This window comes from Arthrobacter sp. NPDC056727 (genome assembly GCF_042790555.1).
Taxonomy (GTDB): Bacteria; Actinomycetota; Actinomycetes; order Actinomycetales; family Micrococcaceae; genus Arthrobacter.
The window spans coordinates 80,047-92,081 of the sequence record NZ_JBHTZA010000002.1; the positions used below are offsets into that span (position 1 = coordinate 80,047).

Annotated in this window: 11 protein-coding genes; 7 read left to right on the plus strand and 4 right to left on the minus strand. The window is 66.6% G+C overall.

Annotated features, from left to right (window positions below):
* The first annotated feature begins 11 nt into the window (after nucleotides 1–11).
* From ACFRAH_RS02180 to ACFRAH_RS02200, 5 genes are all read left to right on the plus strand, one after another.
* Nucleotides 12–1,523, plus strand: coding sequence for a CoA-acylating methylmalonate-semialdehyde dehydrogenase (locus ACFRAH_RS02180; RefSeq protein ID WP_377989273.1), 1,512 nt, complete (start codon nucleotides 12–14; stop codon nucleotides 1,521–1,523).
* Between the two features lie 80 nt (nucleotides 1,524–1,603).
* On the plus strand, nucleotides 1,604–2,515 hold the full coding sequence (locus ACFRAH_RS02185) for a sugar phosphate isomerase/epimerase family protein (protein WP_377989274.1): 912 nt from the start codon (nucleotides 1,604–1,606) through the stop codon (nucleotides 2,513–2,515).
* A 58-nt stretch (nucleotides 2,516–2,573) separates the two neighbouring features.
* Nucleotides 2,574–3,587, plus strand: coding sequence for a Gfo/Idh/MocA family protein (locus tag ACFRAH_RS02190; protein WP_377989275.1), 1,014 nt, complete (start codon nucleotides 2,574–2,576; stop codon nucleotides 3,585–3,587).
* A 113-nt stretch (nucleotides 3,588–3,700) separates the two neighbouring features.
* Nucleotides 3,701–4,576, plus strand: coding sequence for a sugar phosphate isomerase/epimerase family protein (locus ACFRAH_RS02195; protein ID WP_377989276.1), 876 nt, complete (start codon nucleotides 3,701–3,703; stop codon nucleotides 4,574–4,576).
* Nucleotides 4,573–6,015 carry a sugar porter family MFS transporter gene (locus ACFRAH_RS02200; protein ID WP_377989277.1) on the plus strand — a complete coding sequence of 481 codons (1,443 nt, stop codon included), beginning with the start codon at nucleotides 4,573–4,575 and terminating at the stop codon, nucleotides 6,013–6,015. The genes ACFRAH_RS02195 and ACFRAH_RS02200 overlap by 4 nt, the downstream gene beginning before the upstream one ends.
* 102 nt (nucleotides 6,016–6,117) lie before the next feature.
* Here the strand turns inward: ACFRAH_RS02200 and ACFRAH_RS02205 are convergent, their stop codons facing one another.
* Nucleotides 6,118–6,567, minus strand: a complete 450-nt coding sequence (locus ACFRAH_RS02205; protein WP_377989278.1) for a MarR family winged helix-turn-helix transcriptional regulator — start codon at nucleotides 6,565–6,567, stop codon at nucleotides 6,118–6,120.
* Between the two features lie 173 nt (nucleotides 6,568–6,740).
* Between ACFRAH_RS02205 and ACFRAH_RS02210 the strand changes: the two genes are divergently transcribed.
* The gene (locus ACFRAH_RS02210) at nucleotides 6,741–8,006 is read left to right on the plus strand and encodes an MFS transporter (protein WP_377989279.1); all 1,266 of its coding nucleotides are present in this window, start codon (nucleotides 6,741–6,743) and stop codon (nucleotides 8,004–8,006) included.
* 51 nt (nucleotides 8,007–8,057) lie between these two features.
* On the opposite strand, the gene iolB is transcribed toward ACFRAH_RS02210, so the two are convergent.
* From iolB to ACFRAH_RS02225, 3 genes are all read right to left on the minus strand, one after another.
* Nucleotides 8,058–8,972, minus strand: a complete 915-nt coding sequence (gene iolB, locus ACFRAH_RS02215) for a 5-deoxy-glucuronate isomerase (protein ID WP_377989280.1) — start codon at nucleotides 8,970–8,972, stop codon at nucleotides 8,058–8,060.
* Nucleotides 8,973–9,095: 123 nt separating this feature from the next.
* Nucleotides 9,096–9,836, minus strand: a complete 741-nt coding sequence (locus ACFRAH_RS02220) for a GntR family transcriptional regulator (protein WP_377989281.1) — start codon at nucleotides 9,834–9,836, stop codon at nucleotides 9,096–9,098.
* 158 nt (nucleotides 9,837–9,994) lie between these two features.
* On the minus strand, nucleotides 9,995–10,999 hold the full coding sequence (locus ACFRAH_RS02225) for a gamma-glutamyl-gamma-aminobutyrate hydrolase family protein (protein ID WP_377989282.1): 1,005 nt from the start codon (nucleotides 10,997–10,999) through the stop codon (nucleotides 9,995–9,997).
* 170 nt (nucleotides 11,000–11,169) lie between these two features.
* Between ACFRAH_RS02225 and ACFRAH_RS02230 the strand changes: the two genes are divergently transcribed.
* Nucleotides 11,170–11,877, plus strand: coding sequence for a FadR/GntR family transcriptional regulator (locus ACFRAH_RS02230; protein ID WP_377989283.1), 708 nt, complete (start codon nucleotides 11,170–11,172; stop codon nucleotides 11,875–11,877).
* Nucleotides 11,878–12,035 lie beyond the last annotated feature (158 nt).

The window sequence follows — 12,035 nt, forward strand, 5'->3', positions numbered from 1 at the left end:
AAGTCATCTCTATGTCAACGACGACCGTCACCACCACCATCAACCACTTCATCAACGGCGCCGAGACCGCCGGCGAAGGCGACCGCACCACCCCCGTCTACAACCCGGCCACCGGGCAGGTCAGCGCGGAGCTGCGCCTGGCCAACCGGGCCGACCTGGACACCACAGTCGCGGCGGCCCGTGCCGCGGCTGATTCCTGGGGTGATATTTCCCTGGCCAAGCGCACCGCCGTGCTGTTCAAGTTCCGCGAGCTCGTCGCCGAGCACGTGGACGAACTCGCTGCCCTGATCACCGCCGAGCACGGCAAGGTCCTCTCAGACGCCAAGGGCGAAATCGGCCGCGGCCTGGAAGTCATCGAGTTCGCCTGCGGTATCCCGACCCTGCTCAAGGGCGACTACTCCGACCAGGTCTCCACCGGCATCGACGTCTTCTCCTTCCGCGAACCCCTCGGCGTCGTCGCCGGGATCACCCCGTTCAACTTCCCCGTCATGGTGCCGCTCTGGATGGCGCCGATGGCGATCGCCACCGGCAACGCGTTCATCCTCAAGCCCTCCGAACGCGACCCCTCCGCCTCCCTCCTGCTCGCCAAGCTCTGGAAGGACGCCGGCCTGCCGGACGGGGTGTTCCAGGTCCTGCACGGCGACAAGGAAACCGTCGACGGCCTGCTGACCCACCCGGACGTGGACGGGATCAGTTTTGTTGGCTCCACCCCGATCGCCAAGTACGTCCACGAGACCGCCACCGCCCACGGCAAGCGCGTCCAGGCCCTGGGCGGGGCGAAGAACCACGCCATCATCCTGCCCGACGCCGACCTGGACAACGCCGCCGACCACCTCGCCGCCGCCGCGTTCGGCTCCGCCGGGGAACGCTGCATGGCGATCTCCGTCGCCGTCGCCGTCGGCGACGCCGCCGACCTGCTGGTGAAGAAGGTCGAAGAACGCGCCGTCGCGGTCAAGGTCAACAACGGCACCGTCCCCGGGGCCGAGATGGGCCCGGTCATCACCCCGGCCTCCAAGGAACGCATCGTCAAGATCGTCACCGAAGCCGAAGCCGCCGGTGCGGCGATGGTCGTGGACGGCCGCGACCTCGTCATCCCCGGCCACGAAGAAGGCTTCTGGGTCGGCCCCACCGTGCTCGACCACGTCAAGACCGGGATGACCGCCTACACGGAGGAGATCTTTGGACCCGTCCTCGTCGTGGTCCGCGTCGACACCCTCGAAGACGGCATCCGCCTGATCAACGCCAACCCCTACGGCAACGGCACCGCGATCTTCACCTCCTCCGGCGCCGCAGCCCGGAAGTTCCAGCGCTCCGTCACCGTCGGCATGATCGGCATCAACGTACCCTTGCCCGTCCCGGTGGCGTACCACTCCTTCGGCGGCTGGAAAGCATCCCTCTTCGGCGACAAGCACATCTACGGCCCCGAAGGCGTCTCCTTCTACACCCGCGGCAAGGTCGTCACCTCCCGCTGGCCCGAACCCACCCACGCCTCCGGCGCCTCCTACAACTTCCCCTCTAACTGATTTCCGCTGATTGAGCTTGCCGGAACCTTCCGGTGCGCCAAGCTCAACCACCGGGCGCCAACAAGAAAGACAATGCAGTCATGACAGAGAACAAACTGATCATCGGCACCGCGCCCGACTCCTGGGGCGTGTGGTTTCCGGATGACCCCAAGCAGACCCCGTGGGAGCGCTTCCTGGACGAGGTGGCCGAATCGGGCTACAAGTGGATCGAGCTAGGGCCCTACGGCTACCTGCCCAACGACCCCGCACGCCTGGCCGACGAGCTCAAGCAGCGTGATCTGAAGGTCTGCGCCGGAACGGTCTTCACCGCCTTCCACCGCGGTCTGGACCAGTGGGAGACGGCCTGGGAGCCGGCCCGCAAGGTCGCCGAACTGACTGCAGCCATGGGCGGCGAGCACATCGTGGTCATCCCGGCCATGTGGCGCGACGACGTCACCGGCGAGGCCGTGGAGAGCGGCACGCTCACCGACAAGGCGTGGGACGACCTGTTTGCCGGCCACAACCGCCTCGGCAAGACGCTGCTCGAGGACTTCGGCCTCAAGCAGCAGTTCCACTCCCACGCTGACTCGCACGTCGGAGCCCAGAAGGATATCGAGACGCTGCTGGGCGCGACCGACCCGCAGTACCTCAACCTGTGCCTGGACACCGGCCATGCCGAATACTGCGGCGCCTCTAGCCTGGAACTCATCAAGAACTACCCGGACCGCATCGGTTACCTGCACCTGAAGCAGATCAACCCGGACGTCCTCAAGAAGGTCAACGACGAAAACATGACCTGGGCGGCGGCGAACCTGGCCGGCGTCATGACGGAACCGCCCAACGGCCTGCCGGACCTGCGCGCAGTCATCGAGGCCGTGGAGGGCCTGAACCGGCCGATCTTCGGCATCGTGGAACAGGACATGTACCCCGTCGCTTTCGACGTCCCCATGCCCATCGCCAAGCGCACGCGCAACTACCTGCTGTCCTGCGGCTCCCGCACCGCGGTCCGCTAACACTACGGCCAGCCAGCACCCCGGTCAGCTACCACCGCCCAAACCCTAAGGAAGAACCATGACTGAAACCCTTCGCGTCGCCGTTATCGGCGCCGGCCGCATGGGCGCGGACCACATCCAGCGCCTCAGCAAGCGCATCCACGGCGCTGAAGTTGCCGCCGTCGTCGACGTTGACCTTGCCCGCGCCCAGGCCGCCATCGAGGGAATCCCCGGTGCCGTCGCCCTGGCCGACGCCGAGGAGGCGCTGAACAACGGCGACGTCAACGCCGTCCTCATCGCCACCCCGGGCTTCCTGCACGAGGAGATCCTGCTGAAGGCCATCGCCAAGGACATTCCCATCCTGTGCGAGAAGCCGCTGACGCCGGACGCAGAGTCGTCCTGGAAGGTCGTCGAGGCCCAGGAGAAGCTGGGCCGCAAGCGCATCCAGGTGGGCTTCATGCGCCGCTTCGACGCCGAATACGCCGCCCTCGGCTCGGTCATCCGTGACGGCGAGCTCGGCGAACTGCTGATGCTCCACCACCAGCACCGCAACCCGAGCACCCCGGCGGGCTTCACCAACGAGATGCTCATCAACGACTCCGTGGTCCACGAGTTCGATGCCATCCGCTTCTTCACCGGCGAAGAGATCACCTCCGTCCAGGTCCGCCTCGGCAAGGCCACGAAGAACGCCCCGGCCGGCCAGCACGATCCCCAGCACGTCCTGATCGAAACCGAATCCGGTGTCCTGGCCGACGTCGAAATCTACGTCAACGCGAAGTTCGGCTACGAGGTAGCCACCCAGGCCTCCTTCGAGGACGGCATCGTCAGCATCGGCGGCGACAGCGGCCCGTACCTGCGCAGCAACGGACGCTGGGGCGGCAAGGTCACGCCCGGCTTCGAGGAGCGCTTTGGCGCCGCGTACGACGTCGAAATCCAGGCTTGGGTTGACGCCGCCCTCCGCGGTGAAATCGGCGGACCGAGCGCCTGGGACGGCTATGCGACGGCGGCCTGCTGCGAGGCCGGCGTGGAAGCCCAGAAGAACGGCGAAAAGGTTGCCGTGAAGCTGAACGCCAAGCCTGCCCTCTACAGCTAGGCCCCACCCTGGAGTTTTTGTCCAGATAATGCGCCTTCGAGGCCCTCAAGGCCGCATTATCTGGACAAAAACTCCTTTCGTTGCCCGACTCTTTCCACAATGGAGTGTTCCTCGTGAAAATCGCCCTTGACCCCACCCCGTTCCACCACAGCCACAGCCTGCTGGAATTCCCGAAGGTGGTGGCGGACCTTGGCTACAAGTACATGCAGATGACGCCGCACCCGGATTTCATCCCGTTCTACAACCACCCCAAGGCCGACGACGAACTGGTGGGCCAGCTGAAGAAGGCGTGCACCGATGCCGGAATCGAAATCGCGTCCATCCTGCCTGTGCTGCGGTGGTCCGGCCCGGACGAGGACGCCCGTGAGGCAGCCGTGCGCTACTGGAAGCGCGCCATCCAGATCGCAGTGGACCTGGGCGTCAGCACCATGAACACCGAATTCAGCGGCCGTCCGGAGCTCGCCGAAGAATCCGAGCGCGCGTTCTACCGCTCCATGGAGGAGATGCTCCCCATCATCGAACGCGAAGGCATCGACCTCCTCATCGACCCCCACCCGGATGACTTCGTGGAAGAAGGCCTTGCCGCCATCCGCGTCATCCGCGGCCTGAACTCGAAGAACGTCGGCATGGTCTACGTGGCCTCGCACAGTTTCCACATGAAGAACTCGCCGCTGGACATCATGCGCGCTGCGGGGGACAAGCTCCGCCTGGTCCACGTGGCCGACACCATGGACCACCATGCGTCGCACGGCCTGCGCTACATCACCAACCCGCCGGGCAACGCCGTCCGGGTGCACCAGCACCTGAAGATCGGCGACGGCGACGTGAACTGGGACGAGTTCTTCGGCGGCCTCAAGGAAATCGGCTTCCTGGACCGGGACAACACCGTGATGGTGTCCAGCGTCTTCGCCGAGAACGAGACCGCCGAGGAGGTTTCCCGCTTCCAGCTGGACACCATGAAGCAGTACGTGCAGAAGGTCAGCGTATGACGTCCGCGCCTTCTGGGAAGGCCGACTTAAAACATACGCGGGCACTCCGCACCGTCACCATCATTTCCACGTTCGGCGGGCTCCTCTTCGGCTATGACACGGGCGTCATCAACGGTGCCCTGCCCTACATGCAGGAGGACCTGGGCCTGACCCCGCTGGCCGAGGGCATGGTGACCTCGTCGCTGCTGTTCGGCGCCGCCTTCGGTGCCCTTTTCGGCGGGCGTTTGGCGGACCGCAACGGCCGCCGCAAGATGACCATGGTCCTGGCCGTCATCTTCCTGATCGGCACGCTGTCCTGCACCCTGGCTCCCAGCACCGGGTTCCTGGTGACGGCCCGGTTCATCCTGGGCCTGGCCGTGGGCGGCGCGTCCGTGACGGTGCCGGTGTACCTCGCGGAGGTGTCGCCGTCGGCCCGCCGCGGGCGGATCGTGACGCAGAACGAGCTCATGATCGTCACCGGCCAGCTGCTGGCCTTCATCTTCAACGCCTACCTCGGCAACACTTTCGGCGAGGCCGGGGGCATCTGGCGCTGGATGCTGGTGATCGCCACGCTGCCGGCCGTCGCCCTGTGGATCGGCATGGCCTTCATGCCCGAAAGCCCCCGCTGGCTGGCCTCCATGGGCAGCTTCGGCGAGGCACTCGGCGTGCTTCAGCGCATCCGTTCCAAGGCCGAGGCCGCGGCGGAATTCGAAGAAGTCAAGGCCATGGCCGTGGAGGACTACAAGTCCAAGATGGGCTCCTGGAAGGACCTGCAGGTTCCCTGGCTGCGGCGGATCTTCTTCGTCGGCGTCGGCCTTGCCGTGATCCAGCAGATCACCGGCGTGAACTCCATCATGTACTACGGCACGCAGATCCTGGCGGATGCCGGCTTCGGACGGGAAGCGGCCCTCAGCGCCAACATCGCCAACGGCGTCATCTCCGTGCTGGCCACCTTCGCCGGAATCTGGCTCCTCGGCAGGGTGGGGCGCCGCCGGATGCTCATCACCGGGCAGATCGGAACCACCGCGGCGCTGCTGCTGATCGGCCTGTTCTCGCTGGTCCTGCCCGAGGGCACCGGCCGCGGCTACGTGATCCTGGCGCTGACCGTCACGTTCCTCGCGTTCCAGCAGGGAGCCATCTCACCGGTCACCTGGCTGATGCTCTCGGAGATCTTCCCGCTGAAGCTGCGTGGCCTGGGCATGGGCGCATCCGCCTTCGTGCTCTGGAGCGTGAACTTCCTGATCGGCTTCGGCTTCCCGCAGCTGCTCGCAGCCGTGGGCATCTCCAACACGTTCTTCGTGTTCGCCATCCTCGGCGTGGGCGCGATTATGTTCGCCGCGAAGTACGTCCCGGAAACCAAGGACAAGAGCCTTGAGGACGTGGAGCACTACTTCAAGCACCAGGCCGGCCTTCCCGCCGAGGCGGAGACCGCCGTCGAAACCCGCACCCCGGTGCACTAGCAGAAACCCCGGGAACAACATCCGGAGTTTTTGTACAGATAATGCCCCCTCGAGGCCCTCGAGGGGGCATTATCTGTACAAAAACTCCATTGGTGGGGTGGGTTAGACGCCGGCGTGGAGGCGGGGGAGGGCCTCCACCAGCGTCGCCAGCTCCGGCACCTGCTGCGCTTCGGCCAGCGTCCGCTCCAGTGTGGCGTCGTGGACCGGCCGCGCTTCGGCCAGCAGCTTGCTCCCGCTGTCGGTGAGTTCGGTGTAGATGCCGCGGCGGTCGTCCGCGCACAGGATGCGGGTCAGCAGGCCGCGGTCCTCCAGCCGGTTCACCAGCCGGGTGGTCGCGCTGGGGGAGAGGGCGGTGGCTCGGGCCAGCTGCTGCATGCGCATGTGCCACCCGTCCTGCCGGCTGAGTGCGTCCAGCACCGTGTATTCGACGACGGAGAGCTGCGCCTGTCCCTGCAGCGACCGTTCCAGCTCCGCCTCGATCAGTCCGTGCAGGGCGGCCAGTGTACGCCAGCCCTGGGCGCGCACCTCCACGGCGTCGTCCTTGATGCCCATGGGGCCCTCCTCCTTCAGTTCTCCGGCTCCCGGTAATGGAGCACGGCGCAGATAGTTGCTTGCGCGCTATATCGTTATGTGCAATAGTTGCTTGTGCAACGAAATATAGCGCGCTTGCAACTATTAGCTTACGCCGCGCTCCCCAATCAGTACAGTTCCGAAGGAGCACATCCATGCCTGTTGGCCTGATAGCCCTAGCCCTAGGCGGGTTCGGCATCGGACTCACCGAATTCGTCATCATGGGGCTGCTCCCCGAAGTGGCTGCCGACTTCCGGGTGAGCGAAGCCTCCGCCGGCTGGTTTATCTCCGGCTATGCCCTCGCCGTCGTGGTGGGAGCCCTGGGGCTCACCGCCGCCGTTTCGCGCTTCCAGCGCAAGCCCGTCCTGGCGGTGCTGCTGGTGCTCTTCATTGCCGGCAACCTGCTCTCTGCCACCGCCCCTGACTACTGGGCGATGATGGCAGGCCGGGTGGTGGCAGCCCTGGCACACGGCGCCTTCTTCGGCATCGGTGCGGTGGTGGCCGCCGGGATGGTGCCGCCGACCAGGAAGGCCGCCGCCATCGCCATCATGTTCACCGGGCTCACGGCCGCCAACGTCCTCGGGGTTCCGCTGGGCACCCTTCTGGGCCAGGCGGCAGGCTGGCGGTCCACCTTCTGGGCCATCACCGGCATTGGCGTGCTGGCCCTCGCCGGGATCCTGGCCCTGGTGCCCAGGGCCGGGAGCGGCGATGCCTCCCCGGACGGCCTGCGGAGCGAGCTGCGCGCCTTCCGGTCCGGACAGGTGTGGCTGTCGATCCTGGTGACAATCCTCGGTTACGGCGGAATGTTCGGCGCCTTTACGTACATCGCCTTCACCCTGACCGAGGTTTCCGGATTCGCCGCCTCCACGGTGCCCTGGCTGCTGATTGTCTTTGGCGTGGGGCTGTTCATCGGCAACACCCTCGGCGGCCGGGCGGCTGACCGCAATGTGGACCGCACCCTGCTGCTGGTGCTTTCGGTCCTGGTTGTCGTGCTGGTGGTGTTTGCCCTCAGCGCGGGCAACCAGGTGCTCACCATCGCCTCGCTGCTGCTTCTGGGCGGCTTCGGGTTCGCGACGGTGCCGGGCCTGCAGATGCGCGTCATGAAGTACGCGGCCAAGGCGCCCACGCTGGCCTCCGGAGCCAACATCGGCGCGTTCAATGTGGGCAACGCCCTGGGCGCCTGGCTCGGTGGCGTGACCATCACGGCCGGCCTCGGCTACACCTCACCCATCTGGGCGGGGGCCGGGATCACCGTGCTGGGCCTTGTGGTGATGGCCGGTGCCGCCGCCGGCGCCAGGGCAAGTGCCCGTCGGGCTCAAGCTGCTGCAGTAACGGCTGCGTCCCAGACGGGCGTGGAGACGGCAGCGGCCGGTTCAACCGAAGCTGAACCGGCCGACGTCGAACCCGCCTCGGTGCGCTAGTCACCGCGCGTCAGTCCCCGGTGAATTAGCCCCGGCGAGTTGGTGCGGCAGTTACGCCCTGAACGGCAGCCGGGGGTCGATGTTCTGGCCCTCCCAGGTCTGGCGGACCCAGCCGTGGTGCGGGTCGTCGCTGATGAGCCAGTCGCGGACGCGGCCGGGCCCGGCCATGACGTTGAGGTAGTACATGTCGTAGCCGGGCGCGGCCATGGCCGGGCCGTGCCAGCCGTAGGGGACCAGCACCACATCGCCGGTGCGGACCTCGGCGGCAACGTCGATGGGGCGGTCGTCTGAGGCGTAAACCCGCTGGTAGCCGATGGCATCAGCGTTCCGGCCAGGGCCCGCGCCAGGACCGGCAGAACCGGGGACGTCGGCCACCCGCGTCTCGAAGTAGTAGATCTCCTCGAGCCGGGTCTCCCCATCCTTCTCCTCGTCATGCTTGTGGGGAGGGTAGGAGGACCAGTTGCCGGCAGGTGTGATGACCTCGCAGACGATGAACCGGTCGGCTTCCAGCGCGGCGGGGGTGCCGAAATTGTGGACCTGGCGCGAGCAGTTTCCGGCTCCGCGCAGCTCCACCGGCGTCTCGGCCGCGGTGATCAGGCGGGTGGGGTAATGGACCTTGGCGGGCGCCGTCGCAAGGGCAACCCGGCCGCCGTCGGACGACGAGACGGTGACAGCCTTGTCCGTCCCGGAGTACAGCACGTCAGTGGGGCCGCCGAAGACACTGGACCGGCCGGCAAGCGGGTAGTCCAGTCCGTCAACCGACGCCGTGAACGCCCCGCTCAGCGGGATCACAATCCGTTCCTCGGCGGCCGCGGGGAGTTCGACGGCGGCACCCGGCGCCAGTGTGGCCACCTTCAATCCCGTGTGTTCCCAGCCTTCCACGGCCAGTTTCGAGTCTGATGTTCCCAGTGAAACGTCCCAGCAGCCTTCGGCTGCACTGCCCAGGGGATATACCCATTCGGCCATAAGTCATGTCCCTTTCGGATGTTTGTGATCGGTGCGGCGCCGGGTCGGCTGCCGGCAGCAGGGCCCGCAGACAGCTGCCCCCGACTCAGTTGGGGGCTTGGGTAGGCGGTGTGCTGCAGGTGCCTAGCGCTGGACCAGCGTCATTTCGAAGCTGTAGGAGTCACCCCTGTAGACGTGGTGACCGGTCTCCACATTCCGCCCCGTGTCATCGACGGCGGTGCGTTCCATGGTGACCAGCGCTGAGCCCGGCTGGGTCTCAAGGAGCGGAGCCTGGTAGTCGTTGGCCACCATGGCGCCGATGCGCTGCGTGGCCAGCCGGAAGTTGACGCCGCCGCTGCGCAGGATGCTGTAGAGGCCCTGCGTTTTCAGCAGGTCCTCGTCGATGTGCGTGATGTCATCACGGACCCAGTTCTCCATGAGGGCCAGCGGCTTGCCGCCCACCTTCCGGAGCCTGGTGAAGTGGTAGACCTTGGCGCCGGCGGCGAGGTGCAGGGCCTCCCGGGTGGGGGCGTCTGCCTCGACGTGCGCAAAGGTGAGCACCTCGGTGGTGGGCTTGCTGCCGTTGTTGGTGAGGTCGTCGTACAGGCTGGACAGCTCAAGCGGGCGGCGGACCTGGCTCGACACCACCTGCGTGCCGACACCCCGCTTGCGGACGAGCAGCCCGGAACGGACCAGTTCGTCCATCGCCTTGCGCATGGTGGGGCGCGATAGGTTCAACTGGGCGGCGAGGTCGATCTCGTTCTCCAGCCGGCTTCCGGGTTCCAGCAGTCCGGTATGGATGGCAGCCTCAATGCCCTGGACAACCTGATGGTACAGCGGCACCGGCGACGAGCGGTCGATGCTGAGGTGTAGTTGGTTCGCCATTGAATGCTCCCTTTGTGCCGCAGGTTCCCGCGTCCAGGAACCCCGTTTGTCAGCGCATGTCCGTTTGTTAGGACATACTCTGATTTTGATCATAGCAGGGCGCGGCCGCCAGTCAAGGAATGCGGCCAAGGAGTGCCGGCGGTCGATGCGCCGGCCGGTCAGGGAGTGCGGCAGGCCTCCACGAACACGCGGAACGGGGCAAGCCTTTGCTCTTCGGTCAGTTCAAGGGCCTCCGGGTGCCACTGCACCGACGCGACCCAGCGTTCGGGATCCTCCAGCGCCTCCACCGTGCCGTCATCCGCCACGGCGGTCACCAGCAGCCCCGGCGCCACCCGGTCGACGGCCTGATGGTGGCCGGAAGCGATCTTGACCTCGACGGCGGCGGTGTCACCCGTGCCTGCATTTCCCTCGACCGAAGCGTCCTTTGCGTTACCCGCTTCCGCTGGGGTGGTCCCGCCGCCTTCCGGATTTTCGGCGCCGGCGTACATCTTCGCCACCTTGGACCCAGGGGTGATGGTCACCTCGTGCCACACCCAGGGCCTGTTGGCGTCTGCCGGGATCTGGCGGTGCGGCACAGTCCCAGGCGTCATGTCCTGAACCAGCGTCCCGCCGTACAGGACATTGAGCAGCTGGTGCCCGCGGCAGATTCCCAGCACCGGCGTGCCGCCGTCCAGTGCGCGCCGCGCCACCGCGATGTCCAGCCGGTCCTGCTCCTCGTTGACGTCATAAAGGGCGGGCCCGGGCTCTTGGCCGTAGAGGCGCGGGTCAACATCGCCGCCGCCGGGAAGTACGACGCCGTCAAGCGCCTCGGGCGTGCCCGGCGCCTTTTCGCCGCCGGAGGTTCCGCCGTCGGCCGGTCTGCTGTTAGGCGCGCTACTGCCAGCGGTTTCGCCGCTGGGCGCCCGGTTCAGTCCCCTCTCCAGCGACTCTGGAGTGAGCAGCACAGGCTCCCCGCCGACATCGCGGATGAGGCTGACGATGCAGCCGAACAGGCTGTTGGCTTTTGCCACGCGCGGGTCCGGATCCGCCGAGCTGCTGAGCCGGACGGGGATGCCGATCCGCGGCCGGCGCCCGTGGACCGGCGCGGCGCCCTGCGTCCCGTCCTGGTTCTCTGTCCGGTCCTGAGGCTGCGCTGTCCCTGAATTCCGCGTTGAATTCTGCATCCTCAAATTCTGCCCCATGTACCGGCAATTAAGCTGGGCCGGCGCTCGCGGGGCCGGACCCGTCAGTCAGCGGGCAAGCCACACGCCGACGCACTTCGCACCCTTTTTACCCGGTCCGCCGCGGTTTCGGTAGTGTTGGAAGCATAGGCAAGGCGAAAGTAGGGCAGTCGATGGGGCGCAGGACACTTGTTGACGACCTCGTTGACGGGCTGCTGGATGACATTCTTGATGGCAGGCTCAAGCCTCACGATGCGCTGCCGCCGGAAGCCGACATTGCCAAGGCCTACGACGTCAGCCGGCTGACTGCCCGCGAAGCGCTGAAGGCACTCCGGGCCCAGAACATCCTGTACGTCAAGGCCGGACGCGGCACGTTCGTGAACCCTGCAGACAGCTGGACCGGCCTCGACGCGATCATCAAGGCAGCGTCGCACGGCAATGCCGACGACCAGGTTTCCCGCGGGCTCATCGAGGTGCGGCGCATGGTGGAGACCGGCGCCGCCGCGCTCGCCGCGAGGCGCCACACCCCCGAGCATGCCGAAGAGATGCGGGCCTCCATTGCGGACATGAGGCGGTTCCACCAGGCCGGAGACCTTGACGGGTTCGTGGCTGCGGACATCGCCTTCCATGACACCGTGCTGAAGGCCTCCGGCAACCCGTTTGTCCGCGCCCTGCTGGCCCAGCTCGGCCAGTCACTCTACCGCGCGCGCCGCGAGACCTCCGCCATCGAGGAGATCCAGCGCCACGCCATCGCCTTCCACCAGCGAGTACTGGAAAGCATCCTCACCGGCGACTCCGAGCTGGCCCGCAAGGCCATGGATGAGCATATGGACCAGACCTTCGAGGACTACGAGCGCTACGTTCACGGCAGCCGCTCCTAAGCTTCCGGTTTCGTTCCGGCTCCCAGACTCCGGCATTCCTGTTTCCTGACTCTTCCGGGTCCGCCGTGCTCCTCAGCCCGCGTTTAGGCGGGTTCGCCCTTTCCGTCTTGACGTAACGCTCGTCACCCTCCTATGCTTTTGCTCATGTTCTTCCGTCA

Excerpts from the sequence above, each read along its gene's own strand:
- ACFRAH_RS02180 (WP_377989273.1), top strand. The coding sequence starts at position 12 with ATGTCAACGACGACCGTCACCACCACCATCAACCACTTCATCAACGGC.
- ACFRAH_RS02185 (WP_377989274.1), top strand. The coding sequence starts at position 1,604 with ATGACAGAGAACAAACTGATCATCGGCACCGCGCCCGACTCCTGGGGC.
- ACFRAH_RS02190 (WP_377989275.1), top strand. The coding sequence starts at position 2,574 with ATGACTGAAACCCTTCGCGTCGCCGTTATCGGCGCCGGCCGCATGGGC.
- ACFRAH_RS02200 (WP_377989277.1), top strand. The coding sequence starts at position 4,573 with ATGACGTCCGCGCCTTCTGGGAAGGCCGACTTAAAACATACGCGGGCA.
- ACFRAH_RS02205 (WP_377989278.1), bottom strand. The coding sequence starts at position 6,567 with ATGGGCATCAAGGACGACGCCGTGGAGGTGCGCGCCCAGGGCTGGCGT.
- ACFRAH_RS02210 (WP_377989279.1), top strand. The coding sequence starts at position 6,741 with ATGCCTGTTGGCCTGATAGCCCTAGCCCTAGGCGGGTTCGGCATCGGA.
- iolB (WP_377989280.1), bottom strand. The coding sequence starts at position 8,972 with ATGGCCGAATGGGTATATCCCCTGGGCAGTGCAGCCGAAGGCTGCTGG.
- ACFRAH_RS02220 (WP_377989281.1), bottom strand. The coding sequence starts at position 9,836 with ATGGCGAACCAACTACACCTCAGCATCGACCGCTCGTCGCCGGTGCCG.
- ACFRAH_RS02225 (WP_377989282.1), bottom strand. The coding sequence starts at position 10,999 with ATGCAGAATTCAACGCGGAATTCAGGGACAGCGCAGCCTCAGGACCGG.
- ACFRAH_RS02230 (WP_377989283.1), top strand. The coding sequence starts at position 11,170 with ATGGGGCGCAGGACACTTGTTGACGACCTCGTTGACGGGCTGCTGGAT.